The sequence below is a fragment of the Ancylobacter sp. genome, from assembly GCF_965229075.1.
Lineage (GTDB): Bacteria > Pseudomonadota > Alphaproteobacteria > Rhizobiales > Xanthobacteraceae > Ancylobacter.
Window position 1 is genome coordinate 1,266,156 of the sequence record NZ_CBDDIO010000002.1, and the last position, 26,322, is coordinate 1,292,477.

The 26,322-nt window shown below is 69.6% G+C and carries 22 protein-coding genes; 13 read left to right on the forward strand and 9 right to left on the reverse strand.

Annotation, left to right across the window (positions count from 1 at the left end):
- The first annotated feature begins 144 nt into the window (after nt 1-144).
- The 3 genes from ACO07Z_RS11995 (at nt 145) to ACO07Z_RS12005 (ending at nt 3,249) form a co-directional block, all read left to right on the forward strand.
- Nucleotides 145-1,203: a sensor histidine kinase gene (locus ACO07Z_RS11995; protein WP_421698932.1), complete on the forward strand. Its 1,059-nt coding sequence runs from the start codon at nt 145-147 to the stop codon at nt 1,201-1,203.
- A gap of 103 nt (nt 1,204-1,306) precedes the next feature.
- Complete coding sequence (locus ACO07Z_RS12000; RefSeq protein ID WP_421698933.1) at nt 1,307-2,641, forward strand: dihydroorotase; 1,335 nt, start codon at nt 1,307-1,309, stop codon at nt 2,639-2,641.
- A 197-nt stretch (nt 2,642-2,838) separates the two neighbouring features.
- Nucleotides 2,839-3,249, forward strand: a complete 411-nt coding sequence (locus ACO07Z_RS12005) for a RidA family protein (protein ID WP_421698934.1) — start codon at nt 2,839-2,841, stop codon at nt 3,247-3,249.
- Between the two features lie 48 nt (nt 3,250-3,297).
- Here the strand turns inward: ACO07Z_RS12005 and argB are convergent, their stop codons facing one another.
- Entirely contained in the window at nt 3,298-4,212 is a 915-nt protein-coding gene (argB, locus tag ACO07Z_RS12010) for an acetylglutamate kinase (protein WP_421698935.1), read from the reverse strand.
- A 255-nt stretch (nt 4,213-4,467) separates the two neighbouring features.
- Between argB and ACO07Z_RS12015 the strand changes: the two genes are divergently transcribed.
- From ACO07Z_RS12015 to mutS, 3 genes are all read left to right on the forward strand, one after another.
- On the forward strand, nt 4,468-5,940 hold the full coding sequence (locus ACO07Z_RS12015; RefSeq protein WP_421698936.1) for an MATE family efflux transporter: 1,473 nt from the start codon (nt 4,468-4,470) through the stop codon (nt 5,938-5,940).
- A 9-nt stretch (nt 5,941-5,949) separates the two neighbouring features.
- On the forward strand, nt 5,950-6,438 hold the full coding sequence (locus tag ACO07Z_RS12020) for an MmcB family DNA repair protein (protein WP_244380119.1): 489 nt from the start codon (nt 5,950-5,952) through the stop codon (nt 6,436-6,438).
- Between the two features lie 219 nt (nt 6,439-6,657).
- A complete protein-coding gene (gene mutS, locus ACO07Z_RS12025) occupies nt 6,658-9,420 on the forward strand; it encodes a DNA mismatch repair protein MutS (RefSeq protein ID WP_421698937.1) in 2,763 nt (920 codons plus the stop codon).
- Between the two features lie 12 nt (nt 9,421-9,432).
- On the opposite strand, the gene ACO07Z_RS12030 is transcribed toward mutS, so the two are convergent.
- Nucleotides 9,433-10,662 (reverse strand): polyhydroxyalkanoate depolymerase, encoded by a 1,230-nt coding sequence (locus tag ACO07Z_RS12030; RefSeq protein WP_421698938.1) that lies wholly within the window; start codon nt 10,660-10,662, stop codon nt 9,433-9,435.
- A 330-nt stretch (nt 10,663-10,992) separates the two neighbouring features.
- On the opposite strand from ACO07Z_RS12030, the gene ACO07Z_RS12035 reads away from it, so the two are divergent.
- A complete protein-coding gene (locus ACO07Z_RS12035; RefSeq protein ID WP_421698939.1) occupies nt 10,993-11,766 on the forward strand; it encodes a glutathione S-transferase in 774 nt (257 codons plus the stop codon).
- Nucleotides 11,767-11,971: 205 nt separating this feature from the next.
- On the opposite strand, the gene polA is transcribed toward ACO07Z_RS12035, so the two are convergent.
- The 3 genes from polA to ACO07Z_RS12050 all read right to left on the reverse strand — a co-directional run bounded on the left by polA (nt 11,972) and on the right by ACO07Z_RS12050 (nt 15,983).
- Nucleotides 11,972-14,932 (reverse strand): DNA polymerase I, encoded by a 2,961-nt coding sequence (gene polA, locus ACO07Z_RS12040; protein ID WP_421698940.1) that lies wholly within the window; start codon nt 14,930-14,932, stop codon nt 11,972-11,974.
- A gap of 218 nt (nt 14,933-15,150) precedes the next feature.
- Nucleotides 15,151-15,645 carry an SRPBCC family protein gene (locus tag ACO07Z_RS12045; RefSeq protein WP_421700801.1) on the reverse strand — a complete coding sequence of 165 codons (495 nt, stop codon included), beginning with the start codon at nt 15,643-15,645 and terminating at the stop codon, nt 15,151-15,153.
- A 5-nt stretch (nt 15,646-15,650) separates the two neighbouring features.
- Complete coding sequence (locus ACO07Z_RS12050; RefSeq protein ID WP_421698941.1) at nt 15,651-15,983, reverse strand: ArsR/SmtB family transcription factor; 333 nt, start codon at nt 15,981-15,983, stop codon at nt 15,651-15,653.
- Nucleotides 15,984-16,131: 148 nt separating this feature from the next.
- Here ACO07Z_RS12050 and truA point away from each other — a divergent pair, with 148 nt between their 5' ends.
- Both truA and ACO07Z_RS12060 read left to right on the forward strand, forming a co-directional pair.
- Nucleotides 16,132-16,884, forward strand: a complete 753-nt coding sequence (truA, locus tag ACO07Z_RS12055) for a tRNA pseudouridine(38-40) synthase TruA (protein WP_421698942.1) — start codon at nt 16,132-16,134, stop codon at nt 16,882-16,884.
- A gap of 198 nt (nt 16,885-17,082) precedes the next feature.
- Complete coding sequence (locus tag ACO07Z_RS12060; protein WP_421698943.1) at nt 17,083-18,510, forward strand: homospermidine synthase; 1,428 nt, start codon at nt 17,083-17,085, stop codon at nt 18,508-18,510.
- 125 nt (nt 18,511-18,635) lie between these two features.
- Here ACO07Z_RS12060 and ACO07Z_RS12065 read toward each other — a convergent pair whose 3' ends face one another.
- From ACO07Z_RS12065 to ACO07Z_RS12075, 3 genes are all read right to left on the reverse strand, one after another.
- Nucleotides 18,636-19,304, reverse strand: coding sequence for a hypothetical protein (locus tag ACO07Z_RS12065; RefSeq protein WP_421698944.1), 669 nt, complete (start codon nt 19,302-19,304; stop codon nt 18,636-18,638).
- Between the two features lie 3 nt (nt 19,305-19,307).
- A complete protein-coding gene (locus ACO07Z_RS12070) occupies nt 19,308-20,243 on the reverse strand; it encodes a hypothetical protein (protein ID WP_421698945.1) in 936 nt (311 codons plus the stop codon).
- Between the two features lie 90 nt (nt 20,244-20,333).
- Nucleotides 20,334-21,140 (reverse strand): pyrroline-5-carboxylate reductase family protein, encoded by an 807-nt coding sequence (locus ACO07Z_RS12075; protein ID WP_421698946.1) that lies wholly within the window; start codon nt 21,138-21,140, stop codon nt 20,334-20,336.
- 156 nt (nt 21,141-21,296) lie between these two features.
- Between ACO07Z_RS12075 and hemH the strand changes: the two genes are divergently transcribed.
- On the forward strand, nt 21,297-22,382 hold the full coding sequence (gene hemH / locus ACO07Z_RS12080; RefSeq protein ID WP_421698947.1) for a ferrochelatase: 1,086 nt from the start codon (nt 21,297-21,299) through the stop codon (nt 22,380-22,382).
- Nucleotides 22,383-22,644: 262 nt separating this feature from the next.
- Complete coding sequence (locus ACO07Z_RS12085; RefSeq protein ID WP_421698948.1) at nt 22,645-23,238, forward strand: sugar O-acetyltransferase; 594 nt, start codon at nt 22,645-22,647, stop codon at nt 23,236-23,238.
- Nucleotides 23,239-23,244: 6 nt separating this feature from the next.
- Here the strand turns inward: ACO07Z_RS12085 and ACO07Z_RS12090 are convergent, their stop codons facing one another.
- Nucleotides 23,245-23,838 carry a YqhA family protein gene (locus ACO07Z_RS12090; protein WP_421698949.1) on the reverse strand — a complete coding sequence of 198 codons (594 nt, stop codon included), beginning with the start codon at nt 23,836-23,838 and terminating at the stop codon, nt 23,245-23,247.
- A 422-nt stretch (nt 23,839-24,260) separates the two neighbouring features.
- Here ACO07Z_RS12090 and ACO07Z_RS12095 point away from each other — a divergent pair, with 422 nt between their 5' ends.
- Together ACO07Z_RS12095 and ACO07Z_RS12100 are read left to right on the forward strand one after the other, a co-directional pair.
- Complete coding sequence (locus tag ACO07Z_RS12095) at nt 24,261-24,989, forward strand: hypothetical protein (RefSeq protein ID WP_421698950.1); 729 nt, start codon at nt 24,261-24,263, stop codon at nt 24,987-24,989.
- Between the two features lie 87 nt (nt 24,990-25,076).
- Entirely contained in the window at nt 25,077-26,234 is a 1,158-nt protein-coding gene (locus tag ACO07Z_RS12100) for an N-acetylmuramoyl-L-alanine amidase (RefSeq protein WP_421698951.1), read from the forward strand.
- Nucleotides 26,235-26,322 lie beyond the last annotated feature (88 nt).

Here is a 26,322-nt window from a genome sequence, read left to right on the forward strand (position 1 = left end):
CAGCGACAGGGAGCGCGACAGGGAGTCCTTTTCGATGCATGCGACTTCCACGGCGCCCAGGCGGGCGCCTTTCCGCGATTCCTCGGCGGTTTCTCGCCCATGAGCGACGGGTCGACCCGTCAACGGGATCTGGACAGCAAGGTCATGACCGAGGGTTCGGCGGCGCGCGAGGGCGTGGACCGTTCGTTCTTCTGGTCGCTGGTGCGTGCCGCCCAGCCCCTGCGCCGCCACCCCTGGCTGCCGGATGCGGTGGGGGTGGCGATGTTCGGCTTCGCCCTGGCGCTGCGCTTCGCGGTGGACCGCGTGCTGCCGCCGGGCTTTCCCTTCCTCACCTTCTTCCCGGCGGTGATTCTCACCACCTTCTTCTGCGGGCTGCGGCCGGGCATCACCTGCGCGGTGCTCTCCACCTTCGCCGCCTGGTTCTGCTTCATCGGCCCGGCCAACGGCATGCAGATCGACGGCCAGACGCTGCTGGCGCTCGGCTTTTTCGTCGTCATCGCCGCCATCGACATCACGCTGATCCACTTCACCTTCAACGCCGCCGACCGGCTGCGGCGCGAGAAGGAGACCACCGCGCGGCTCTATGAGACGCAGCGCACCATGTTTCAGGAACTGCAGCACCGCGTCGCCAACAACATGCAGTTCGTCGCCGCGCTGCTGTCGCTGCAGAAGCGCAAGGTGGGGCAGGATGCGCGCCAGGCGATCACCGCGCTGGACGAGGCGCGCTCGCGGCTCGACACTATCGCCCGCATCCACCGCCAGCTCTACGCGCCCGAGCGGCTGGACCTGCCCACCGACCAGTATCTGAGCCAGCTCTGCTGCGATCTCGTCACCGCCTCCGGCACGCCCGGCATCGGCTGCACGGTGGACGCGCCGAACCTGCCGCTCAATGTGGCGCAGCTCACCACCCTCTCCATGCTGGTGGCGGAGATCGTCACCAATTCGCTCAAGCACGCCTTTGTCGGCGCCGAGTCCGGCACGATCAGCATCACCGTGCTGGCCAATGGCGGCAAAGGCTATGAGATGACCATCGCCGATGACGGGCGCGGCCTGCCGCCCGACGCCGATCTCTCGCGCAGCGACGGGCTCGGCTGGCGCATCATCCAGAGCCTCGCCTCGCAGCTCGGCGGCAAGGTGGAGCTCGCCACACGGGTGGAGCCCAGCCGCGGCACGGCGGTGCGGGTGCAGTTCACGCTGGTGTAAGCCGCCGACGGGGACGGGAGGCGTTCACCTCCGCCGCGCTTTGGCGTAAGAGCGAGCCGGCGCAGCACTGCGGCGGCAAGCTCTCATTACCGGCGGGGACAGCATGACTGAGACCTTCGATCTTCTCCTCAAGGGCGGCACGGTGGTCAATCAGGACGGCATCGCCGCCCGCGATGTCGGCATACGTGGCGGGCGCATCGCCGGCATCGGGTCGTTTGACGCCTCCCAGGCGGGCGAAACGGTGGACTGCACCGGCCTGCATCTGCTGCCCGGCGTCATCGACACCCAGGTGCATTTCCGCGAGCCCGGCCTCGAACACAAGGAAGACCTCGAATCCGGCTCGCGCGCCGCCGTCATGGGCGGCGTCACCGGCGTGTTCGAAATGCCCAACACCAACCCGCTCACCACCTCGGCCGGGGCGCTGGAAGACAAGCTCGCCCGCGCCCATCACCGCATGCATTGCGACTTCGCCTTCTTCGTCGGCGGCACGCATGACAATGTGAAGGACCTGCCGGAGCTGGAAATGCTGCCGGGCGTGCCGGGCGTGAAGGTGTTCATCGGCTCCTCCACCGGCTCGCTGCTGGTGGCCGACGATCCCGGCGTGCGCGCCATTCTCAAGGTCATCCGCCGCCGCGCCGCCTTCCATTGCGAGGACGAGCCGCGCCTCGAAGAGCGCAAGGGCCTGCGCGTGCCGGGCGATGCTTCCTCGCACCCGGTGTGGCGCGACGAGATCGCCGCGCTGACCGCCACCACGCGGCTGGTCAACCTCGCCCGCTCCGAGGGCAAGCGCGTGCATGTGCTGCACATCACCTCACAGGAAGAGATCGAATATCTGCGCGGCCAGAAGGATGTCGCCACCGTCGAGGTGACGCCGCATCACCTCACCATGGACGCGTCCTGGTACGCCTCGCATGGCACAATGGTGCAGATGAACCCGCCGGTGCGCGAAGCCCGCCACAAGGCGGCGCTGTGGCGCGGCCTGTCGGAGGGCGTGGTCGACGTGCTCGGCTCCGACCATGCCCCGCACACGCGGGAAGAGAAGGAAAAGCCCTACCCGTCGAGCCCCTCCGGCATGACCGGGGTGCAGACCTTCGTGCCGACCATGCTCGATCATGTGAATGCCGGCCGCCTGACGCTGGAGCGCTTCGTCGATCTCTCCAGCGCCGGCCCGGCCCGCATCTTCAACATCGCCACCAAGGGCCGCATCGCGGTGGGCTATGACGCCGACTTCACGGTTGTCGATCTCAAGCGCCGCGAAACCATCCGCAATGAATGGATCGCCTCCAAGGCCGGCTGGACGCCCTATGACGGGGTGGAGGTGACGGGCTGGCCGGTCGGCACGCTCCTTCGCGGCAAGCGGGTGATGTGGGAAGGCGAACTGGTCACCCCGGCACAGGGCGAGGCCATCCGCTTCCTGGAAACGCTGCCAAAGGCGTAAGGGTCCTCCGTCATCCCGGACGGCCGACATTTCCGCCTCTGCGCGGCTGATCATCCTTCGAGGCTCGCTGCGCTCGCACCTCAGGATGACGGCGTGATCAGCGGAGAGGAAAAACCTCGTCATGCTGAGGCGACGGCGCACCGCGCCGGCCTCGAAGCCCGCCGTGCCGTTCGCTCCCCACCCACACAGGCGCCCCCATGCCCCGCCGCACCCTCCAGCCGCCGCAACTCTTCGACAGCCGCCCCTGGGGCTTCTCGCAGGTCAGCATCTCCCCGCCCGGCACGCTGGTGCATATCGCCGGGCAGGTGGCGTGGGACGCGGAGGGAAAGGTCAGCGCGGTGGGGCGCGAGGCGCAGCTGCGGCAGGTGCTGCGCCAGGTGATCCTGGCGGTGGAAGCCGCCGGCGGCAGCGCCGACGACATCCAGATGCTGCGGCTCTACATGCCCGGCTTCCACTCCGGCCCGGAGGCGGACCTCGTCGGCCGGGTGCTGGCGGAGACTTTCGGCACGGAAAACCCGCCGAGCTCCACCTGGATCGGCGTCGACGCCCTCGCCCAGCCGGAATACCTCGTCGAGGTCGACGCGGTGGCGGTGATCCCCACCCCTTGAGGCACCGCCTTGAGGCGCCCGCCCGCGCGGGGGGCGCCCCGCCGGCGCTCAGCGGGTGATGAGCGTGCCGGCGCCGTGGTCGGTTAGCAGTTCCAGCAGCACCGCATGCGGCACCTTGCCGTCGAGGATCACCACCCCCTCGACGCCCTGCTCCAGCGCGTAGATGCAGGTTTCGACCTTGGGGATCATGCCGCCGGAAATGGTGCCGTCGGCGATCAGCGCCCGCGCCTGGGCGATGGTCAGTTCCTTGATCAGCTGCTTGTCGGCGTCGAGCACGCCCGGCACGTCGGTCAGCAGCAGCAGCCGCTTGGCGCCGAGCGCGCCGGCAATGGCGCCGGCGAAGGTGTCGGCATTGACGTTGAACGTGCCGCCATCCTTGCCGGTGGCGACGGGCGCCAGCACCGGGATCAGCTCGCGGCCGAGAATCTGGTCGAGCACGGTGGTGTCCACCGTCTCGGGCTCGCCGACGAAGCCGAGATCGACCACCTGTTCGAGATTCGAATCCGGGTCGCGCACCGAGCGCGTCACCTTGGAGGCGACGACCATGTTGCCGTCCTTGCCGGACAGGCCCAGCGCCTTGCCGCCGGCCTCGTTGATGAAGCCGACGAGGGATTTGTTGATCGAGCCGGCCAGCACCATCTCGACGATCTCGACGGTGGCCTTGTCGGTAATGCGCAGCCCGGCGGCGAATTCCGACTTGATGCCGAGCTTGGCCAGCATGGCGCCGATCTGCGGCCCGCCGCCATGCACCACCACAGGGTTCACGCCGGACTGTTCGAGCAGCACGATGTCCTGCGCGAAATCCCGCGCCACCTGCTCGTCGCCCATGGCGTGGCCGCCATATTTCACCACGATGATGGCGTCGTCATAGCGCTGCATGTGCGGCAGCGCCTGCACCAGCACGCGGGCCTTGGTGTGGTCGTCGATCGGTTCGGCGGCGGGCGCGGAGGTTTCGGCGGTCATGACGGGTCCGTTCGCACGGGGGAGCTTCGGGTGAGGCGGGCGCAGGCCCGGCGGGGGCGCGGCAGCAGGGAACGCCCTTCTAGCCGATTTCAATGACGCTTCTCAATCGTCGCAGCAGGGCATGGCAGCTGATGCCATCGGCTTGTGGCGGGGCGGTGGCGGCCGGGCCTCGCGCGAAGGACGGGCGTGCGTGCAAGCAACGGGTTGCGCGCCCGGCCCTGTGCGGCGGGCGGCGCGCATGCCATATGCCCCGCCATGGACAGGACCGCCCCCCGCAAGCCGCTGAAGGCCCGCTTCGTCGAAGGCTCGACGATGCGCCATGTCGCCACCATGACCGCCGCCGGCTCGGTCGGGCTGATGGCGGTGTTCGTGGTCGATCTGCTCAACCTGTTCTACATCTCGCTGCTCGGCGAGGAGGAGCTGGCGGCGGCGATCGGCTATGCCGGCACGGTGATGTTCTTCACCACCTCGGTCGGCATTGGCGTGATGATCGCCGGCTCGGCGCTGGTGTCGCGGGCGATCGGCAGCGGGCGGATCGAGGACGGGCGGCGGCTCTCCACCTCTTCGCTGGTCTATATGGCGTTCGCCACCGGGGCGATGACGCTGGCCCTGCTTCCCTTTCTAGGGCCGCTGCTGGCGCTGCTCGGCGCCACCGGCCGCACGCTGGAACTGGCGCGCGACTTCCTGCTCATCGTGCTGCCCTCCACCCCGCTGCTCGGCCTCGGCATGGCGGCGTCGGGCACGCTGCGCGGCATTGGCGATGCGCGGCGCTCCATGTGGGTCACGCTGGCGGGCGGGCTCACCACCGCCGTGCTCGATCCGCTGCTCATCCTCGCCCTCGGTCTCGGCGTCGAAGGCGCGGCCATCGCCAATGTGCTGGCCCGCGTCGTCATGGTCGCCTATGGGCTGAACGCGGTGATACGGGTGCACAAGCTCGCCGCGCGCCCGCGCCTGCCGGATTTCATCGCCGATGTCGGCCCGCTCTCGGCCATCGCGGTGCCGGCCATCCTCACCAATGTCGCCACCCCGGTGGGCAATGCCTACATCACCTTCGCCCTCGCCCCGCATGGCGATGCGGCGGTGGCGGCCTGGGCGGTAATCGGCCGGCTGATCCCGGTCGCCTTCGGCCCGCTCTTCGCCCTCACCGGCGCCATCGGCCCGGTGATCGGCCAGAATGTCGGCGCCCTGCGCTATGACCGGGTGCGGCAGACGGTGCGCGACAGCCTCAAGCTGATCGTCGCCTATGTGCTCGGCGTCTGGCTGATCCTGGCGCTGGCGCGCCAGCCGCTCGCCGGGCTGTTCGGCCTGTCGGCCGAAGGGGTGGCGCTGGTGGAATTCTTCTGCCTCTACGCCGCCGGGGCCTATGTGTTCTTCGGCGCGCTGTTCGTCGCCAATGCCGCCTTCAACAATCTCGGCGCGCCGCTGCTCTCCACCCTGTTCAACTGGGGGCGGGCGACGCTCGGCACCATTCCCTTCGTCTGGCTCGGCAGCCGCTGGTATGGCGTGGAGGGCGTCATCGCCGGCCAGGCGCTGGGCTCGGTCTTCTTCGGCGTGGCGGCGCTGATCTGCGCCTTCGCCGTGGTCCGCCGGCTGCATGCCGGCACGCCGCCGCCCACGCCGACGACGGCGCTGGCCGGGCCGGAACTGCCGCCCTTCTCGCGCGGCGAGGACGCCCCGGCGATCGAGACCGCCGCCGGGGTCTTCCCTCGCGCCGAGGAGAACGGATAGAGTACAGGCATGAGCGACACCGCCTTTGCCGACCTCGTCCTGCCCCCGGATGGACGCCAGTCCGAGACCGCCCGCGCCATCCAGCGCGGGGCGCTGCGCTATCTCGCCGCGCGCGGCCTGGTGGGCGTGCCGGAATTCAGCCTCGCCTCCGGCCGGCGGGCGGATATCGCCGCGCTGGACCTGCGCGGCGAGGTGTGGGTGGTGGAGATCAAATCCTCGGTCACCGATTTCCGCACCGACCGCAAATGGACGGAGTACCGCGCCCATTGCGACCGGCTGTTCTTCGCCGTCGGCCCGGATTTCCCGCTGGAGATCCTGCCCGAGGACACCGGCATACTGGTGGCGGACGCCTTCGGCGCCGGGCTGGTGCGCGAGGCGCCGCTGCATGCGCTGGCCGGGGCGACTCGCAAGGCGCTGACCCTGCGCTTCGCCCGCGCCGCCGCCGGACGGCTGATGGGGCTGATGGACCCGGAAGCGCTGCGCGGCGTGGTGCTTTAGAGTCATCGTGCGGCGGCGCAGACCCTTCCATCAGCTCTGCGTGCTTCGAGGCCGGCCTCTGGCCGGCACCTCAGCATGACGGGCCTCGTTGTCGGGTGCGCCGTCATCCTGAGGTGCGAGCGAAGCGAGCCTCGAAGGATGCCCATCAGGCGAAACAGTGAGGGGATAACCGCACCCGGCGCTTGAAAGGCGCCCCTCCCCTCTGCCAGCGTCCCCGCCATGGATCAGCCCGAGAACAGCCCCGCGCCCAAAGCGGCCGACACCGAGCGCGTCACGCCCAAAGCGCTCGCGGACGCTGAGCGCGTCACGCCGATGATGGCGCAATACATCGAGATCAAGGCCGCCAATCCCGGCAGCCTGCTGTTCTACCGCATGGGCGATTTCTACGAGCTGTTCCTCGACGACGCCGAAATCGCCGCCCGCACGCTCGGCATCGTGCTGACCAAGCGCGGCAAGCACCAGGGCGAGGACATCCCGATGTGCGGGGTGCCGGTGGACCGGGCGGAGGAATATCTCCACAAGCTCATCGCCGCCGGCCACCGCGTCGCCGTGCGCGAACAGATGGAACCGCCCGCCGAGGCGAAGAAGCGCGGGCCGAAAAGCGTCGTGAAGCGCGACGTGATCCGCCTCGTCACCCCCGGCACGCTCACCGAGGACGCGCTGCTCGACGCCCGGCGCGAGAATGTGCTGGCGAGCCTCGCCCGGGTGAAGGGCAGCGGCGAGGAGGGCGACGGCTATGTCTATGCGCTCGCCTTCGCCGATATCTCCACCGGCTCCTTCCGCGTCGCCGAAACCGACAGCACAAGGCTTTCCGCCGACCTCGCCCGCATCGAGCCGGCCGAACTGCTCGTCGCCGATGCGGTCTATGAGGATGCCGAGCTGCGCCCGCTCTGGCGCACCCTGCCCGCCGTGACGCCGCTGCCGAAGGAAAGCTTCGACGGCGCCACCGCCGGGCGGCGCATCGCCGGCTTCTTCCAGGTGGCGACGCTGGATTCCTTCGGCAGCTTCTCGCGCGCCGAACTCGCCGCCGCCGCCGCCATCGTCGCCTATATCGAGCGCACCCAGCTGGGCGCCCGGCCGCCGCTCGGCCGGCCGCAGCGCGAGGCCTCCAGCGAGGCGATGATCATCGACCCGGCGACGCGGGCGAACCTCGAAATCCTGCGCACCACCACCGGCGAGCGCACGGGAAGCCTGTGCGCGGCCGCGGACCGCACCGTCACCTCCGCCGGGGCGCGCCTGCTCGCCCGCCGCCTCGCCGAGCCGCTGACCGACCCGAAGCGCATCGCTGAGCGGCTCGACGCGGTGGAATGCCTCGTCGAGGAGACGAGCCTGCGCGCGCAATTGCGGGACCGGCTCGCCGGCGTGCCGGACCTCGCCCGCGCGCTGTCGCGCGTCGCGCTCGGCCGCGCCGGGCCGCGCGACCTCGCCGCCATCGGGCGCGGGCTGAACGAGGGCACCGCCATCGCCGGGCTGATCGCCGACGCCCCGGCCCCGGCCGAATTGCAGGCCGCCGCCCGGGCGCTGGGCGGGGTCGATCCCGCTTTGGCGGCCCGGCTCACCGCCGCGCTCGATGACGAATTGCCGCTCAACCGCCGCGACGGCGGCTTCATCCGCCCCGGCTGTCACGCCGAGCTCGACGCCACCCGCGCCCTGCGCGACGAGAGTCGGCGCGTGGTGGCGGCGCTGGAGCGGCGCTATGTCGAGGAAACCGGGGTCCGCGCGCTCAAGATTCGGCACAATGCGGTGCTCGGCTATTTCGTCGAGGTCAGCCAGCAGAACGCCGACCGGCTGCGCGAGCCGCCCTTCGACGCCGTGTTCATGCACCGCCAGACCATGGCGGGGGCGATGCGCTTCACCTCCACCGAGCTCGCCGAGCTGGAAGCCAAGATCGCCAGCGCCGGCGACCGCGCGCTGGCGCTGGAACAGCTGCTGTTCGACGAGCTGGTCGCGGCGGTGACGGCGGAGACCGAGGCGATCCGCGCCTGCGCCGAGGCGCTGGCGGTGATCGACGTCACCGCCGGCCTCGCAAAGCTCGCCGTGGACGAGAACCATGTGCGCCCGGAGGTGCATGAGGGGCTGGATTTCCGCATCGAGGCCGGGCGCCACCCGGTCGTGGAGCAGGCGCTGCGCCGCGATGGCGGGCCGTTCGTCGCCAATGAGTGCGAGCTTTCCCCGCCCGAGGGCGCCCGCGCCGGGCGCATCTGGCTGGTCACCGGCCCGAACATGGCGGGTAAGTCGACCTTCCTGCGCCAGAACGCGCTCATCGCCATCCTCGCCCAGGCCGGCGCCTTCGTGCCGGCGCGGCTGGCGCGCATCGGCGTGGTCGACCGGCTGTTCTCCCGCGTCGGCGCGGCGGACGATCTCGCGCGCGGGCGCTCCACCTTCATGGTCGAGATGGTGGAAACCGCCGCCATCCTCAACCAGGCCACCGAACGCTCGCTGGTGATCCTCGACGAGATCGGGCGCGGCACCGCCACCTTCGACGGCCTGTCCATCGCCTGGGCGAGCCTTGAGCACCTGCACGAGGCCAACCGCTGCCGCGGCCTGTTCGCCACCCATTTCCACGAGCTCACCGCCCTGTCCCAGCGCCTGGGCCGCCTCGTCAACGCGACGGTGAAGGTGAAGGAGTGGGAGGGCGAGGTGATCTTCCTGCACGAGGTGGTGCCGGGCGCGGCGGATCGCTCCTACGGCATCCAGGTCGCCAAGCTCGCCGGTCTGCCGCATGCGGTGGTGGAGCGCGCCCGCGCCGTGCTGACCGAGCTGGAATCCGCCGACCGCGCCGCCCCGACCCAGCGCATTCTCGACGATCTCCCGCTCTTCGCCGCGCTCAACCGCGCCCCGCCCCCCGCCCCGGCGGTGAAGGCCGACCCGGTGGCGGCGGCGGTGAAGGACGCGCTGGCCGGCATCGACCCCGACGAGATGACCCCGCGCGAGGCGCTGGAAGCGCTCTACCGGCTGAAAGCAGCGGCCAAGGGCGTGTGAGGGCGCCGCCCCTCACGCATCGGCGGCGAGGATGTGGTTGCGCACCAGCGGATAGACCTGGCCCTTCCAGCGGCGGCCGGAGAACACGCCGTAATGGCCGACGCCGGCCTGCATGTGGTGGCGCCGCAGATGCGGGCGCAGCGAGGCGCAGATGTCCTGCGCCGCCACGGTCTGGCCGACCGCGCAGATATCGTCGCGCTCGCCCTCCACGGTGAGCAGCGCGGTGCGGCGGATGGCGCGGAAGTCGATCCGCTCGCCGCGATAGGTCAGCACGCCGCGCGGCAATTCGTGCTGCTGGAACACCTTGGCGATGGTCTCCAGATAGAACTCGGCGGCGAGATCGAGCACGGCGAAATATTCGTCATAGAAGGTCTTGGTGGTCGCCGCCTTGTCGTGCTCGCCCATGGCGAGGTTCTCATACAGCCCGACATGCGCCTTCACATGGCGTTCCATGTTCATCGCCATGAAGGCGCCGACCTGGATGAAGCCGGGATAGACCCGCCGCCCTGCCCCCTTGAAGCCCGGCGGCACGGTGGCGATGAGGTTCTGCGCGAACCAGTCGATCGGCTTGGAGGTGGCGAGTTCGTTCACCTTGGTCGGGTTGATGCGGGTATCCACCGGCCCGGCCATCAGCGTCATGGAGAGCGGCTGGGCGGGGTTGTTTTCCTGCGCCATGACAGCCCCGGCGGCGAGCACCTGCACGCAGGGCTGGCACACGGCGAGCACATGCCCGCCCGGCCCGATCTCTTCCAGAAAGCGGATCACATGGGCGACGTAATCGTCGAAGCCGAAGCCGCCGTCCGCGAGCGGCACGTCGCGCGCATTGTGCCAGTCGGTGATGTAGACATCGTTTTCCGGCAGCAGCGTCTTCACCGTGTCGAGCAGCAGCGTGGCGAAATGGCCCGACAGCGGCGCGACGACGAGCAGGCGCGGCTGCTTCTGGTCGACATCCTTGGCGAAATGCAGCAGCGAGCCGAAGGGCAGCGCCAGCGCCACCTCCTCGCGCACCTCGACCTCGCGATTGCCCACCGTCACCGTGCCGATGGCGAAGGGCGGGCGCTCATGGCTCAGCCCGGCGCGCTCGATCATCTCGAAGCCGGCGGAGAGGTTGCGCAGCAGCGGCGTGTCGTGGGGGCCGCCCATCGCCTCGCCCATCGTGCCGAGCATCTGCCGCGACAGCCTGGCCGCGAGGCGGAGCGGATCGAACAGGTCGGACTGGGCCTGATAGGCGGCATAGAGCATGGGCGGGGCAATCTTCCGGCGGCAGGGGCAGCAACGGCTCGATCGGCGACAGGCCGTCGGCCGCCGCTCGGCGCAGGCGCAGGCGACCCGCTGCGCTGAAGGAGCGGGAGCCCTGCCGGCGCCATCCTAGAGCGGATGCAATGACGCTGCCAAGGAGGTTGCCAAGTAGGCTATCAAGTAGGCTATCAAGCAGGCGAAAGCCGCCCGCCCTCTTGCGGCGCGTCGCGTTCCGCACCCGGCGCGCTGTCACAGGCCGGTCAGGAATGGCACGAAGTGTGATTGCCTCTTGCGGGCTGCACACTGAACGCCCGCCGAAACAGGACGCCTGCCATGCCCTCCGCGCCCGCGACGCCAAAGACCGCCACCGCCGCTCCGGCCCGCAAGAAGGCGTCGGCCAAGGCGCCGGCAAAGGCAGCAGCGAAGGCCACGTCCGCGCCGGAGCCGGCCGCCCCGGCGGCGGTGCTCACCCTCAGCAGCAAGAACTATTCGTCCTGGTCGCTGCGCGGCTATCTGCTGTGCCGGCTGGCGGGGCTCGCCTTCACCGAGGCCCGCGTCTCCGCCGACGATCCCGCCATCCGCGCCGAGCTGCTGCTGCAATCCTCCTCCTTCCTGGTGCCACGGCTCGACCATGAGGGGTTGCGCATCTGGGACACGCTGGCCATCGCCGAATATCTGCACGAATGGAAGCCAGAGGCCGGATTACTGCCTAGCGATCGCGCAGCGCGGGCGCATTGCCGCTCGATCAGCGGCGAGATGCATTCCGGCTTCGCCAATCTGCGCTCGGCGCTGCCGATGAACATCAAGGCGCATCATCCCGGCTTCAAGGTGTGGGCGGGGGCGCAGGGCGACATACTCCGCATCGTCGCCATCTGGACCGAGTGCCTGAGCACCTATGGCGGGCCGTATCTGTTCGGCGCCGCCCCGACCATGGCGGACGCGATGTACGCCCCCGTCTGCTCGCGCTTCACCACCTATGACGTGCCGCTCGACCCGGCGAGCCGGGCCTATTGCGCCACCATGCTGGCGCTGCCCGCCGTGCAGGACTGGATCGACGCCGCCCGCGCCGAGCCGGAGGAGATGGAAGAGCTGGACGTGGAGTTCTGAGGGGGGCAGGGCGGCCGGCTCATGCGCGGGGTGCCGTCATGCTGAGGTGCCGGCCGGAAGGCCGGCCTCGAAGCACGCAGGTCGGGCCCCGACGGAGGCGCACCGGAGCGTGGGCCCGCTTCCCGGCCTCATCCTTCGAGGCTCGCTGCGCTCGCACCTCAGGATGACGGTGGACTGGGGGACGGGCACCGGCCCGGCTCACCCCTCAATGCGCCTCGTCCCAGTTCAACGCCGCGCGGGCGTCGACCTTCAGCGGCACTTTCAGCGCCACCGCCGGGAAGGGGGCGATCTCCATCACCTCGCGCACCACGGGGATGGTGGCCTCGACCTCCGCGTCCGGCACCTCGAAGATCAGTTCGTCATGCACCTGCAGCAGCATGCGGGCGGAAAGGCGGGCCTTCTCCAGCGCCCCGTCCATCCGCACCATGGCGCGGCGGATGATGTCGGCGGCCGAGCCTTGTAGCCGCGCATTGATCGCCGCGCGCTCGTTGAAGGCGCGGATCGAGGGGTTCTTGGCATTGATGTCGGGGTAGTGGCAGCGCCGGCCGAACAGCGTCTCGACATAGCCATGCTCGCGGGCGAAGGCGCGGGTCTCGTCCATATAGGCGCGGATGCCGGGGAAGCGCTCGAAATAGCGCTTGATATAGGCCCCCGCCTCCTCGCGCGGGATGGAGAGCTGGTTGGCCAACCCAAACGCCGAAATGCCGTAGATGATGCCGAAATTGATCGCCTTGGCCCGCCGGCGCACCTCGCCCGGCATGCCCTCGATCGGCACGCCGAACATTTCCGACGCCGTCATGGCGTGAATGTCGAGCCCGTCCTGGAACGCCTGGCGCAGCGAGGGCGTGTCGGCGATCTCGGCGAGCAGCCGCAGCTCGATCTGCGAATAATCCGCCGAGATCAGCTTATGGCCCGGCGCGGCGATGAAAGCCTTGCGGATCTTGCGTCCCTCTTCCGAGCGCACCGGGATGTTCTGCAGATTCGGCTCGGAGGAGGAGAGCCGGCCCGTCGTGGTGGCGGCCAGCGCGAAGGAGGAATGCACCCGGCCCGTCTCGGGGTGGACATAGGAGGGCAGGGCGTCGGCATAGGTCGATTTCAGCTTCTGCAGCTGGCGCCAGTCGAGAATGCGGCGCGGCAGCTCGTGTCCCTGCTCCGCCAGCTCCTCCAGCACGTCGGCCCCGGTGGACCACGCCCCCGTCGGCGTCTTGCGCCCGCCGGGGATCTGCATCTTGCCGAACAAGATATCGCCGAGCTGCTTGGGCGAGCCGGGGTTGAAGCTCTCCCCCGCCATCTCGGAAATATCCGCCTCCAGCCGGCCCATGCCCTGCGCGAACTCGCCGGACAGGCGCGAGAGCATCTGCCGGTCGATCATGATGCCGCGCGCCTCCATGCGGGCGAGCACGGCGACGAGCGGGCGCTCCAGCGTCTCGTAAACCGTGGCCTTGCCCTCGCTGGCGAGGCGGGGCTTGAGCACCCGCCAGAGCCGCAGCGTCACATCGGCGTCCTCGGCGGCGTATTCGCTTGCCTTGTCGAGCGGGGCGCGGTCGAAGGTGATCTGCCCCTTGCCCTTGCCGCACACCTCCTCGAACTTGATCGGCGTATGGCCGAGCCAGCGCATGGACAAGGGGTCCATGCCGTGCGGCGAGGCGCCGGCGTCGAGCACATAGGAAATCAGCATCGTGTCGTCGTAAGGCGCGACCTCGATGCCGAGGCGCCGCAGCACCAGCCAGTCATATTTCAGGTTCTGCCCGACCTTGAGGACGGAAGGGTCCTGCATCAGCAGCGTCAGCGCGGCGAGCGCGTCGCGCAGCGGAATCTGGTCCGGCAGCAGCCCCTCGCTGAACAGGCCCTCATCGCCGCCCTTATGGGTGAGCGGGACATAGCAGGCCTCGCTCGGCCCGGTGGCGAGCGAGAAGCCGACCAGCTCCGCCTGCATCGGGTCGAGGCCGGTGGTTTCGGTATCGACGGCGACGACGCCCACCTCGCGGGCGCGGGCGATCCACTCCTCCAGCCGGGCGAGCGTGCGCACCGTCTCATAGCGGGAGCGGTCGACCGGGGTGGCGGTGGCCTCCGCCTGCCGGGCGGCGGCGAGCGCCTGCGGGGTGAAGCCCTCCGCCGCGCTCGGCGCGTCCTCCACCGGCACCGCGGTCTCGCGCGTGTCCGGGTCGAGCCCGGCGGCGAGCAGCGCGCTCTCCCCGCCTCCCGCCTTGAGCCCGGGATCGGGCTCGATGGCGGCGACATCGACCTCATAGGCCTCGGCCACGCGGCGGGTCAGCGTGGTGAACTCCATCGCCTTGAGGAAGGCGACAAGGCGGGTGGCCGACGGTTCCACCACCGCAATGTCGTCGAGCGGCACGTCGAGCGGCACGTCGCGCTTCAGCGTCACCAGCTGGCGCGAGAGGCGGGCCTGGTCGGCGAATTCGATCAGGTTCTCGCGCCGCTTGGTCTGCTTGATCTCGGGCGCGCGGGCGAGCAGCGTGTCGAGGTCGCCATATTCGGCGAGCAGCTGCGCCGCGGTCTTGATGCCGATGCCGGGCACGCCGGGCACGTTGTCGACGGAATCGCCGGCCAGCGACTGCACATCCACCACCTTCTCGGGGGCGACGCCGAACTTCTCGAACACTTCCTCGACGCCGATCGCCTTGTCCTTCATCGGGTCGTACATGCGCACCAGCCCGTCGACGAGCTGCATCAGGTCCTTGTCGGAGGAAATGACCGTGACCTGCGCACCGCGCGCCTTCGCCTGCTCGGCATAGGTGGCGATGAGGTCGTCGGCCTCGAAGCCGCTCTGCTCCACGCAGGCGAGATCGAAGGCGCGGGTGGCCTCGCGGATCAAAGGGAATTGCGGGCGCAGATCCTCCGGCAGGTCCGGCCGCTGCGCCTTGTAGAGCGGGTAAATGTCCTTGCGGAAGGTCTGTTCGGACTTGTCGAACACCACGGCGATATGGGTCGGCTTCCGCGCGAATCCGCCGCCATTCTGTCCCGCGCGCACCAGCTTCCACAGCATGTTGCAGAAGCCCGCCACCGCGCCGACGGGCAGCTTGTCGGAGGAACGGGTGAGCGGGGGCAAGGCATGGTAGGCGCGGAAGATATAGGCCGAGCCGTCGATCAGGACGACATGGTCGCTGGCGTCGACAGTCTCGTGGTGGGCATCGTTGGCGGGCATTGCGGGCTCCGTTTCGCGCCGCACGATGCCCCCGGCGCCGCGCCGGGGCAAGGGGGCGGGGAGCGGGGGGCTGCCCCCTCTCCCTCATCCCCGGGCTTGACCCGGGCATCCAGAGGTGTGCGGCGCGGGCAAAGTCTGGGTGGCCGGGTCAAGCCCGGCCATGAGGGGGGGGCGGGGGCCTGCGGTCTGACGAGGTGACGCTCCCGCCGCCCGTCACCTCAGCGCGCCAGCCAGGCGGCGAGGCCGTCCAGCGTCTGGATCCCGTAGCCCACCGCGCCGAAGCCGATCACCGCCTGACGCCGCGCGCGGCTCGGGTGCAGCTGGCGCAGGGTGAGCACGGTCTTGCCGTCGTCCTGCGCGTCGAAGGTCACCGTCATGCGGAAGCGGTCGGGATCGTCAGGGTCGGGCGTGCCATAGTCGGCGACGATGCGTTCGTTCGGCACGATTTCAAGGAAACGCATGAGGTTAGGGAAGCGCTGCTCCTGCCCCTCGAACAGGCCGACCATGTCGAAGTGCCAGATCCCGCCTTCGCGGATATCGGCCGCAATGGTCTCGATGCGCAGGCCGGCCGGGCCGTACCACGCGGCGAGCGCGGCGGGGTCCATCCAGGCGGCGAAGACCTTTTCGCGCGGGTGATCCAGCAGCCGGGTCAGGACGATTTCGCGGTCCAGCGCCCAGCTTTCCAGCGGGCTCGCCTGCAACGGTTCGGCCATGTCCATCACCGTTGTTCCTTGCTCGCCAGATAGGCCTCCAGCCGATCCAGCCGCGCGGCGGCACGCCGGCGTTCCGCCTCCATCCAGTCCGCCGCCTCGTTGAAGCGGGCCGGCACCAGCCGGCACCAGCGGCTGCGTCCGCGCTTCTCGCTGGCGATCAGCCCACAATCCTCCAGCACCTTGAGATGCTGGGCGAAGGAGGGCAGTGCCATCGCGAACGGGGCCGCCAGCGTGCTGACCGAGGCCTCGCCCTCGGCGAGGCGCGAGACCACCGCGCGCCGCGTGGGGTCGCTCAGGGCGTGGAAGGCGAGATCGAGCGGCGTGGAATAGTGAGGCATACGCCTTAGTAATGTGGCCCGAAGGCCGCGTCAATGATAAAAAGGCACATGCCTTAGTATTCGCGGCGGGACGGCACGTCGCCGGCGCGTCGGCCCGAAGAGGTGACGCGCCGCGCGCGGGGCGCTACAGAGCGCGCAGGAAAAGCCCATGCCCCGCTACAAGCTCACCATCGAATATGACGGCACCCCCTTCGTCGGCTGGCAGGTCCAGGCGGCGGGTCTGAGCGTGCAGGGCGTGCTCGCGGAGGCGGTACGGCGCTTCTCCGGGGAGACGGTGGCGGTCCACGGCGCCGGGCGTACCGATGCCGGCGTCCATGCCACTGGGCAGGTGGCGCATGTCGAGCTCGCCCGCGCCTGGCGCCCGGACACGGTGCGCGACGCGATGAACGCGCATCTGCGCCCGCACCCCGTCGCCGTGCTGGCGGCGGAAGAAGCGGCGGAGGATTTTCACGCCCGGTTCTCGGCGACCGGGCGGCGCTATCTCTACCGCATCATCGCCCGCCGGCCGGATCTGGTGCTGGAACGCGACCGGGCCTGGCGGGTGCTGCGCCCGCTCGATGCCGAGGCGATGGCGCTGGGCGCCGCCCGGCTGATCGGCCGGCACGACTTCACCACCTTCCGCGCCATTGGCTGCCAGGCGGCCTCGCCGGTGAAGACGCTCGACCGGCTGGAGGTGGAAACCGTGCCGCTCACCGGGCCGGGCATGGAAATCCGCGTGCACGCGCAGGCGCGTTCCTTCCTGCACCATCAGGTGCGCTCCATGGTCGGCACGCTGGTGAAGCTGGGCGAGGGCGCGTGGACCCCGGACGACGTGACCGCCGCGCTGGAAGCGAAGGACCGCACGCGCTGCGGCCCGATGGCGCCCTCGGCCGGGCTTTATCTCGCCGAAGTCACCTATTGAGCCGCCAAGGCCGGAACCGGCACCGCCGCTGACGTTCCGCACCGGCCCGCCCGAACCCGGCGCGACGCCGGCCCGAACCCGGCCGCCCCGGTGCGGCCATGGAGTTGTCACCTGCGTGTCACCATTGACGCGGCAGGCTGCGGCGTCCCATGGTGCGGCCCGTCTCTTCCCTTCGGAACCAAAGGAGTGTCCCCGAGAATGTCAGTCTGGCCGGTCTACGGAAAAATCGACGGTCCCATCGTGATGATCGGCTTCGGCTCGATCGGTCGCGGCACCCTGCCCCTCCTGGAGCGGCATTTCGATTTCGACAAGGAACGGCTGACCGTCATCGACCCGGTGGACGACAACCGCGTCCTGCTCGACGAGCGCGGCATCCGCTTCCTGCAGCTCGCCATCACCAAGGAAAACTACATCGAGGTGCTGAAGCCCCTGCTGACCACCGGCGGGCGCGGCTTCCTCATCAACCTCTCGGTCGATACCGGCTCGGTCGACATCATGACGCTCGCGCGCGACTGCGGCGCGCTCTACATCGACACCGTGGTCGAGCCCTGGCTCGGCTTCTATTTCGACAAGGACGCCACCCCGGCCAGCCGCTCCAACTACGCGCTGCGCGAATCCATGCTCAAGGCCAAGCGCGCCAACCCCGGCGGGCCGACGGCGGTTTCCTGCTGCGGCGCCAATCCCGGCATGGTGTCGTGGTTCGTCAAGCAGGCGCTCATTGATGTCGCCACCGACACCGGGCTCGATTTCACCGAGCCCACCAGCCGCGAAGGCTGGGCGGAGCTGATGGCCCGTGTCGGCGTCAAGGGCATCCACATCGCCGAGCGCGACACCCAGCGTGCCCGCGATCCCCGCCCCTTCGGCACCTTCGTCAACACCTGGTCGGTGGAAGGCTTCGTCTCCGAGGGCCTTCAGCCGGCCGAGCTCGGCTGGGGCACGCACGAAACCTGGATGCCGGCCAACGCCCACACGCATAATTTCGGTTCCGGCGCGGCGATCTATCTGATGCAGCCGGGCGCCGCCACCAAGGTGCGCACCTGGTGCCCGAGCCTCGGCGCCCAGCACGGCTTCCTGGTGACGCATAACGAGTCGATCTCGATCGCCGACTATTTCACCCTGCGCAACGGCGCGCAGGTCGCCTACCGCCCGACCTGCCATTACGCCTATCACCCCTGCAACGACGCGGTGCTGTCCTGGCACGAGATGTTTGGCAATGAAGGCCATTTCTCGGGCGAGTGGACCATCCTGACCGAAGGCGAGATCGTCGACGGGCGCGACGAGCTCGGCGTGCTGCTCTATGGCCACGCCAAGAATGCCTATTGGTACGGCTCGCAGCTCACCATCGAGGAGGCGCGCAACCTCGCCCCCTACCAGACCGCCACCGGGCTGCAGGTCACCTCCGCCGTGCTCGCCGGCATGGTGTGGGCGCTGGAAAACCCGGAAGCCGGCATCGTCGAGACCGACGAGATGGATTACCGCCGCTGCCTGGAAATCCAGAAGCCCTATCTCGGCACGGTGAAGGGCTATTACACCGACTGGACCCCGCTGGACGGCCGCCCCGGCCTGTTCCCGGAGGATATCGACCCCACCGACCCCTGGCTGTTCCGCAACATTCTGGTGCGGTGAGGCGCAGCCCGGCGGGCCCCCGGGTCTTGCGTTCAGCCCGCACGGCGGGCTGAACGTTGCCTTGCCTCCCGCGCCAGCCCGGTGAACGAGACCGTTGACCGGGCGGTCGCCAGGGGCCGTTGGGCCTAAGACAGCGGTCGCGGCATAGCGCTCACCCACCCGATCAGCAGCTCGACGCCGAACTGCAGCAGCAGCGCGGCGATGAAAGCGACCAGCAGCGTGCCGAGCGCCCCGGCGAGCAGCGTCTCGCGCGGGCGCGGTCGCCCGCCCGGCACGGCGGGACGAAAGAAGGCGGCATAGAATCCCCAGGCAATGAGCGCGAGCATCAGGAACTGGAGCAGGCGCGCCTGATCGTAAAGCGCCGTCTGGCCCGGCCAGAGCTGCGAGGCGAGGGTATAGACTGGCGGATTCCAGCCCATCAGCGTGGCGAGAACAGCCTCGGCGATGAACAGCGCCAGCGTGCCGACGAACACCGCGATGAGCATGTAGAGCCAGCGATAGGCGATGAGCACGCCCGGCGCGGTCGAGGCACGCGGGCGAAAGGAGACAAGCCAGCTGGCCGCCAGACAGAGCCCGGTCGAGAGGGTGACGGCGACGAAGAAATTCACATTATCCACCCGCCCCACATCGTAGAGCGCCGCGGCGACCATGGCGAGAATGAGCACCAGCGGCAGGCAGCGCGACAGCGTCGTGCCGGGATGGCGGGGCAGCACGATGAGGCGCGGCACGGCGCGGGAACGGCGAAGCACCTCGTAAAGCGCCGGGCTCCAGCCGCCGGCTTCCTCGTCCGCCATGGGTCAGCGCCAGTCGATGCGGTAGCGGTCGCGCCGCAGGCGCGGCTGCGGCGCGTCGAGATCGACCACCTCGACCGACCAGCGCGTGCCCGGCGCGGCGTCGAGCGCCCGCGCCGGGGCAAAGCTGACGCAGAGCCGGTCGCCGGCCAGCGGATAGGTGTGAATCTGCGTCTCCACCGCGCCGAAGGCGGCAAAGGCCTCACGCTCGCGGCGGAAGCGCTCGCCATAGCTGGGCGGTTCGACGGCAGTCGCCGCCGGGGCGGGAGCGGGCGACGGGTTGGCCTGCGCCGACGGCAGGAACGTGTCGATCACCTTGCGCGCCACCCTCGGCACCGCCCGCTCCGCATCGCCATCGGTCACGTTCAGGAAGGCGGTGCGGCGGCCCTTGCTGTTCTTCTGCGTGCTGACGCAGCCCTCGTCGAGCGAAGCATAGTCGACATGGAAATTGGTGATGACGGACGACACGTCCTGATCGGCCAGATGATGGGCGATGTAGACATCGACGCCGACCTTCTGCCCGGCGCCGAAATCGAGCCCGGTCCAGCTCAGCAGCCACAGCGCCCGCACCCCGCAGCTCGGCGCCGCATCTGGCCGGCGCAGGCCCACCGTGGTGGCCTCGCTCTCCGCCGGCCCGCGCAGCCGGGCGAAGCGCACGATGGCGGCGCCCTCGCGGCCGGGGGCCGCGTCGGTCAGGCGCCCGACATAGGCGAAGCGGCGCACCGTCTCGGCCGGCAGCGCACCGCGCACCGGCTTCCAATCGCCCTCCACGGTCTGGACATGGAGCCCCTTGCGGCCGGCAAGCGTGGTGGCAACCTCGGCGCTGCACGCGCCGGCGAAGGCGGGCACCGGCGCCAGCATCGCCAGCGACAGGGCACAAATGGCGGCGCCCCGCGTCACGCACGCGACGCGTGGGACGGCCTGAAACAACCGGTGCAGCATGATATCCCCCCGGACATTCCGCTGGGGAGCCATGATGACGCGACGCCGCCGAAATACAACTTAAAAGTTATACAACCTTACTTGCACGTCTTACTCCTCCGGCCGGCCGATGCTGAGGCAGCGCCGGCGCGCCGCCTCCAGCCCTTCGGCCACCACGTCCGAGAGCCCCGCCGTGCGCAGCGCCTCCAGCCCCGCCGCGGTGGTGCCGGCATAATCCACCATCTCCTGCACGAAGTCCGCCGCCGGCCGCGCGCTCCCCGCCAGCATCGCCCCGGCGGCGTGGAACAATTGCCCCACCGCCCGGCGCGCCACGTCAGGCGCCACGCCCTGCGCCTGCGCATAGGCCTCGACGCTCGCGGCGAAGGCGGCGACGAAGCCCGGCACCGGGCCGGTGATCGCCGTGAACACGTCGATCTGGCCCTCGTGCGGCACCTCGTCGGTCGCCCCGCAGGCGGAAAACAGCGCCCGCACCGTGTCCCGGTCGGGCTCCGTCACGCACGCCCCGGCGCACCAGGGCGAATAGGCCATGCCGAGCGCGGCGGCCGGGTTCGACATCGCCCGCACCACCCGCGCCCCGCCGCCGATCGCCGCGAGTTCGTCGAGCCTCACCCCGGCCATGACCGAGACCACCAGCCGCCCCGCGCCGGCAAGGCGCAATGCGCGCCCGGCGGCGGGGGGCAGCGCGAGCAGGATCACCTCGCAGCGCGCCGCCAGCCTCGTCACATCCGTCGTCCAGTTCACCCCCGGCACGCCCGCCAGCTCACCCGCCGGCCCGGAGCGGTTGGCGACCCACAAATTCCCCGGCACCACCGCCCCCGCCCGCAGCAGCCCCGCGCCGATCGCCCCGCCGAGCTGGCCGCCACCGACAAGCCCCACACTCTGCCCGAGAACCGCCATGCCGCCTCCTGATCCTCCCGCCGCCGGAAAGCGTACACCAAAGCGCGGCGCGCGCTCGCCCACCGCCCCCGCGACATTCGTCCGGTTGGAATGCGGCGCCCCTCACCCTATAAGCACGGCACATTCTGCCGGCAGCGACCCGTCGAGGAAGTAGCGATGAACAAGCCTGTTGCGGCCAAGGACACCTCCGTGGCCCTCACCCCCGCCCCCGGCGGCGGGCTGCCGGCCGGCCACCCGCCGGTGGCCTTCGGCAAGATCGGCGTGCTCATCGTCAATCTCGGCACGCCCGACGGCACCGACTACTGGTCGATGCGCCGCTACCTCAAGGAGTTCCTCTCCGACCGGCGGGTGATCGAGGTCAACCGCGTGCTGTGGTGGTTCATCCTCAACGTCATCATCCTGTCCATCCGCCCGCAGGCCAAGGGCAAGGACTACGCGACGATCTGGAACAATGAGCGCAATGAAGGCCCGCTGCGCACCATCACCCGCGCGCAGTCGGAAAAGCTCGCCGCCGCGCTCGGCGTGCGCAGCGATCGGCTCGTCTTCGACTGGGCGATGCGCTACGGCAACCCCTCCATCGCCTCGCGCATCGAGGCGCTGCAGGCGCAGGGATGCGAGCGGCTGCTCCTCGTGCCGCTCTATCCGCAATACGCCGCCGCCACCTCGGCCACGGTGTGCGACGCCGCCTTCGACGCGCTGAAGAAGATGCGCTGGCAGCCGGTGCTGCGCGTCGCCCCGCACTGGCCGGACGAGCCGGCCTATATCGAGGCGCTGGCCAACTCCATCACCTCGGAACTCGCCACGCTCGACTGGGAGCCGGAGCTGGTCATCGCCTCCTTCCACGGCATTCCGAAGGAGTATTTCGACAAGGGCGACCCCTATCACTGCTATTGCTACAAGACCACGCGGCTGGTGCGCGAGAAGCTCGGATGGCCCGAGGGCAAGCTGCGCCTCACCTTCCAGTCGCGCTTCGGCAGCGCCGAATGGCTGCAGCCCTACACCGACAAGACCATCGAGGCGCTGGCGAAATCCGGCGTGAAGCGGCTCGCCGTGCTCACCCCCGGCTTCGTCGCCGACTGCCTGGAAACGCTGGAGGAAATCGCCGGCGAGAACGCCGAGATCTTCCACCATAATGGCGGCGAGAAGTTCCACTTCATCCCCTGCCTGAACGACTCCCCCGGCGGCATCAAGGTGCTGGAAGCAGTGGTCGCGCGCGAGCTGAAGGGCTGGGTGGAGATTTAGGGAGGGCGCGTTCCCATCAAGAGCGCCCTCATCCCCGGGCTCGACCCGGGGATCCAGCCACGCCGCGCCGCGGTTCCGTGGCTTCCGTCTCTGGGTGGCCGGGTCAAGCCCGGTCCTGAGGGATGTACGGGGGGCTTTACCGCCTTTACCCCCTCGTCATCCCGAGGGGCGCCCTGTCACCGCGCGAAACCCAATGTGTGTTGCCGCGCCCCGCCCCATCGCCCAAGCAGGGCGCCCCGTCCCTGGCCACGGAGCGCCGCCCATGTCCTCATCCGCACGCCGCGAACCCGCCCTGCCCGCGGCCGACGATCCCCGCAGCGAGATGCAGCGCATGCTGGCGGGAGAACTCTACCGCGCCAGCGATCCCGAAATTCAGGCCGCCGAACGCGCCGCCTTCGCCTGGCTGGCGCGCTTCAACGCCTCGCTCTCCCTTTCGCGGGCGGAGCGGCGGGCGCTGCTGGCGGAAGGGCTCGGCACGGTCGGCGAGCGCACCGGCATCCGCCCGCCCTTCCACTGCGATTACGGCGTCAACATCCATCTCGGCACGGGGGTGTTTCTCAATTTCGACTGCGTGATCCTCGACGTGGTGGAGGTGCGCATCGGCGACGGCACCGAGATCGGGCCCGGCACCCATATCTACACCGCCGAGCACCCGCGCGACCCGGAAGTGCGCCGCCTCGGCCTTGAATATGGCCGCCCGGTCAGCATCGGCCGCAATGTCTGGATCGGCGGCAAGGCGATCATCCTGCCGGGCATCACCATCGGCGACAATGCGGTGATCGGCGCCGGAGCGGTGGTCACGCGCGACGTACCGGCGGGGGCGACGGCCGTGGGCAACCCGGCGCGGGTGCGGTGAGGCGCACTACTCCTCGCGGGCCGTGCCGGCGAAGCGGTCGGTAAAGGCGAGCACCGCATAGGCGACGAGGAACAGCACGCTCGCCGCCATCAGCCAGCGCACCTGCGTCTCGCTCACATCCGTTTCCAGCCGCATCAGCGCCTTGAGCAGGGTGATGGCGCAGATCGCCATCAGCGAGGCGAACAGCTTGAGCTTCAGCCCGGAGAAGCTGATCCGCATCATCCAGGCCGGCGAGTCCGGCGCGTGACGGCGGTCGATCTGTTCGACGAAATTCTCGTAGCCGGACTGGATGACGATCACCATCAGCCCGCCGACCAGCACGAGGTCGATCAGGGTCAGCAGCTCCATGATCACCGCCGTCTCGGTGAGGCCGGGCAGCTGGACCGCGAAGCTCCACAGCCGCAGCGCGAAGGCGACGATGAGCAGCAGCAGGGCGAAGGCCAGCCCGAGAAACAGCGGCACCATCGCCCAGCGGCTGAGCAGCACGGTACGGACGATGAGCCGGCCGCCCCAGCCCGATGTCGCGGGCGCGAATGGGGCAGACGGGGCGGAAGGGGGAAACGGTGCGGAGGGGGCTTGGCGCTCTGGGTCTGACATCATGCTCGCGCCTCCGCGCTGGCGTCCGGGTCGATGACGGCGCCGGGAGAGGACAGAGTCTAGCGGAGGAAAGTGACGCCATCAAACGCCGCGGCGGAGGTGGCACCGAGTTCGGGCCGGGCACCCACATCTACACCGCCGAGCACCCGCGCGACCCGGAGGTGCGCCGCCTCGGCCTGGACGGTGGCCGCCCGGTCAGCATCGGCTGCAAGGTCCGGATCGGCGGCAAGGCCATCCTCCTGCCGGGCATCACCATTTTTTTGGCGACAATGCCGGGATCGGCGCCGTCGCCGTGGTCACAAGGACGTGCCGGCGGGGGTGACGGCCGTGGGCAAGCCGGCGGGTGCGGTGAGGGAGAACAAGATACCTCTTGCCAAAACTATGGATTGCAGTTCTAGTTCGACCATCCATAGGTTGCGACGACGATGGACCCTTTTCAGTTTCTGCGCGATTGGAGCAAGGACCATCCCCACGAAGCCGCGCTGATCCTCGCCGGGGTCGCGCTGGCGGCAGCGGCGGCGGCCGTCGGCAAGTTCGTCAATCTGCAGACGGATGTTCCCACCATCCTGTTCGTGCTCGGCGGCGGCCTTGCCGTGCTGCTTCTCGTGGCGATGATCAGGGATCCGGTCATCGCCCTGTTCCTGCGCTGGTTCGCCCTGCTGCTCGCCGTGTCGTGGGTCGGCCTGTTCACGTTCAGCACGCTGAAGCCGGGCTGGCGCGAGATGGATTGTCTGGTTCATTTCTGGCGGGCCTGCGTGGTTGTGGCGGACGACGCCGCCCCGCCCGCCGCCCTGCCGGGCGCAACGTGGCTCAGCGGACTTCCCGCCGCGCCCCCGGCACCGGCAGCGGCGGCTGCCATTCCCGTCTTCACCCAGTTTGCGGGCTATAATCGCGACGACATCCGCGCGGTAATGGCGGAACTCGCCAAGGCCGGTTGGAACATGCAGGGGCTCAGCGGGGGCGGCGAGCGCACCACCGCCGCGGCGGGCCAGTGGGAGATCCGCTATTCCGGCGATCTGAAACCGCTGGCGACCGCGCTGGCGACCAGCCTGCAGCGGAGCCTCGCCAATGCCAATTTGCCGGCCAAGCCGCTGAACGTGGTCTCGAACCCGCGTGTGGCGCCGGGACGGCTGGAGATCTGGATTTCGCTTTAGCCTACCCGCGGCGGCGTCTCTGCCCTTCGCCGCCGCTCACAACTCTGGATAGTCACTGCGAGAGGTAACGACTTCAAGGGGGGCCCCATGGCCGGTACGTCGCTGCTTGAACGCCTCGTCTCGATCTATCACGACGACCCGCTCCGTTATCCCGGGCTGCGGGCCGTCACGCTGGCGCAATGGATGCTGGAGAGCGGCCGGGGCACCTCCGGCCTCGCCACCGCCCATTACAATCTCGCGGGCATGAAATGGCGTTCGGAAATGGCGCCCTACGCCACCAAGGTGCTTTATCCCGCGCATGACGGGCCGGACTATTACTGCAAATTCGCGACCCTCGAGAATTTCATCGCGGGCTACTGGGCTTTTCTCAACCGCTCGCCCTATTCCGGCTGGGAGGAGCATACCGGCAATCCCGAGGACTTCATCGGCTTCATTGGCAAGACCTATTCGGGATCGGAAAGCTATGCGGCCAAGGTGCTCGCCCTGCTGCCGGAGGCCGAAGCATTGCTGCGCGCCGCCGCCGCCGCGCCAGCCGATGACGCGCCAGCGCCAGCGGCTGCGGACGGCGCCCTCGACCTCGGCACGCTCGTCATCGACCCCGGCCATGGCGGCACCCAGCCTCTGCCGGGAAGTTCGCCCAACAATGCGATCAGCGTCAGCGGCGTCAAGGAGAAGAAGCTCACCCTCGACTTCGCCTTGTTGCTGAAAAGCGCGCTCGAACGCCAGGCCCACGGCGCCGGTGAGACGCTGCGCGTGGTGCTGACCCGTAGCAGCGATGTCAATGTGGCGGGACGTGACCGCGCCCAGCGCGCCTTCACCACCGGCGCCCGCGCATTTCTCTCGCTGCATTTCAACGGCAATGCCAGCCCGACGCCCTCGGGCGTCGAAACCTACCTGCGCGCCCAGGAGAACGGCAACATCAACTATGCCGAGGACCTCGCCTTCGCCCAGGCGGTGCAGGCCGGCCTGCTGAGCGGGCTGCGTTCGGTCGCGCCCGGCACCAAGGACCGGGGCGTCAAGCCGGACACCCAGACCCAGCATCCCGGCGGGCTCGCCGTGCTGAGCGATATCAATCTCGGCAACACCACCAGCGGGCGCCGCTGCGTCGCCGCGCTGGCCGAGATCGAGTTCATCACCAATCCGGCCGTGGATGCACGGCTGGTCTCCGGACCGGATGCGCTGGAGAACCGGGCTGCGGTGATGGAATCGCTGGCAACCGCCCTGCGCCGCTATCTGCATCCGTAGCCGCAGGTCCCCGCCCCCAAAACAAAACGGCCGGCGTGTCGCCACGCCGGCCGTCTTTAACGTTGTCGGTCCGCGCTCAGGCGGGCCG

What these genes read in the sequence shown, in the direction of transcription:
- ACO07Z_RS12075 (WP_421698946.1), bottom strand. Translation starts at nt 21,140, where the DNA reads ATGGCGGTTCTCGGGCAGAGTGTGGGGCTTGTCGGTGGCGGCCAGCTC.
- polA (WP_421698940.1), bottom strand. Translation starts at nt 14,932, where the DNA reads ATGCCCGCCAACGATGCCCACCACGAGACTGTCGACGCCAGCGACCAT.
- ACO07Z_RS12090 (WP_421698949.1), bottom strand. Translation starts at nt 23,838, where the DNA reads ATGATGTCAGACCCAGAGCGCCAAGCCCCCTCCGCACCGTTTCCCCCT.
- ACO07Z_RS12050 (WP_421698941.1), bottom strand. Translation starts at nt 15,983, where the DNA reads ATGCCTCACTATTCCACGCCGCTCGATCTCGCCTTCCACGCCCTGAGC.
- ACO07Z_RS12060 (WP_421698943.1), top strand. Translation starts at nt 17,083, where the DNA reads ATGTCAGTCTGGCCGGTCTACGGAAAAATCGACGGTCCCATCGTGATG.
- ACO07Z_RS12065 (WP_421698944.1), bottom strand. Translation starts at nt 19,304, where the DNA reads ATGGCGGACGAGGAAGCCGGCGGCTGGAGCCCGGCGCTTTACGAGGTG.
- ACO07Z_RS12030 (WP_421698938.1), bottom strand. Translation starts at nt 10,662, where the DNA reads ATGCTCTATGCCGCCTATCAGGCCCAGTCCGACCTGTTCGATCCGCTC.
- ACO07Z_RS12070 (WP_421698945.1), bottom strand. Translation starts at nt 20,243, where the DNA reads ATGCTGCACCGGTTGTTTCAGGCCGTCCCACGCGTCGCGTGCGTGACG.
- ACO07Z_RS12035 (WP_421698939.1), top strand. Translation starts at nt 10,993, where the DNA reads ATGCCCTCCGCGCCCGCGACGCCAAAGACCGCCACCGCCGCTCCGGCC.
- ACO07Z_RS12100 (WP_421698951.1), top strand. Translation starts at nt 25,077, where the DNA reads ATGGCCGGTACGTCGCTGCTTGAACGCCTCGTCTCGATCTATCACGAC.
- ACO07Z_RS12085 (WP_421698948.1), top strand. Translation starts at nt 22,645, where the DNA reads ATGTCCTCATCCGCACGCCGCGAACCCGCCCTGCCCGCGGCCGACGAT.
- ACO07Z_RS12015 (WP_421698936.1), top strand. Translation starts at nt 4,468, where the DNA reads ATGGACAGGACCGCCCCCCGCAAGCCGCTGAAGGCCCGCTTCGTCGAA.
- ACO07Z_RS12000 (WP_421698933.1), top strand. Translation starts at nt 1,307, where the DNA reads ATGACTGAGACCTTCGATCTTCTCCTCAAGGGCGGCACGGTGGTCAAT.
- argB (WP_421698935.1), bottom strand. Translation starts at nt 4,212, where the DNA reads ATGACCGCCGAAACCTCCGCGCCCGCCGCCGAACCGATCGACGACCAC.
- hemH (WP_421698947.1), top strand. Translation starts at nt 21,297, where the DNA reads ATGAACAAGCCTGTTGCGGCCAAGGACACCTCCGTGGCCCTCACCCCC.
- mutS (WP_421698937.1), top strand. Translation starts at nt 6,658, where the DNA reads ATGGATCAGCCCGAGAACAGCCCCGCGCCCAAAGCGGCCGACACCGAG.
- ACO07Z_RS12095 (WP_421698950.1), top strand. Translation starts at nt 24,261, where the DNA reads ATGGACCCTTTTCAGTTTCTGCGCGATTGGAGCAAGGACCATCCCCAC.
- ACO07Z_RS11995 (WP_421698932.1), top strand. Translation starts at nt 145, where the DNA reads ATGACCGAGGGTTCGGCGGCGCGCGAGGGCGTGGACCGTTCGTTCTTC.
- ACO07Z_RS12005 (WP_421698934.1), top strand. Translation starts at nt 2,839, where the DNA reads ATGCCCCGCCGCACCCTCCAGCCGCCGCAACTCTTCGACAGCCGCCCC.
- ACO07Z_RS12020 (WP_244380119.1), top strand. Translation starts at nt 5,950, where the DNA reads ATGAGCGACACCGCCTTTGCCGACCTCGTCCTGCCCCCGGATGGACGC.
- truA (WP_421698942.1), top strand. Translation starts at nt 16,132, where the DNA reads ATGCCCCGCTACAAGCTCACCATCGAATATGACGGCACCCCCTTCGTC.
- ACO07Z_RS12045 (WP_421700801.1), bottom strand. Translation starts at nt 15,645, where the DNA reads ATGGCCGAACCGTTGCAGGCGAGCCCGCTGGAAAGCTGGGCGCTGGAC.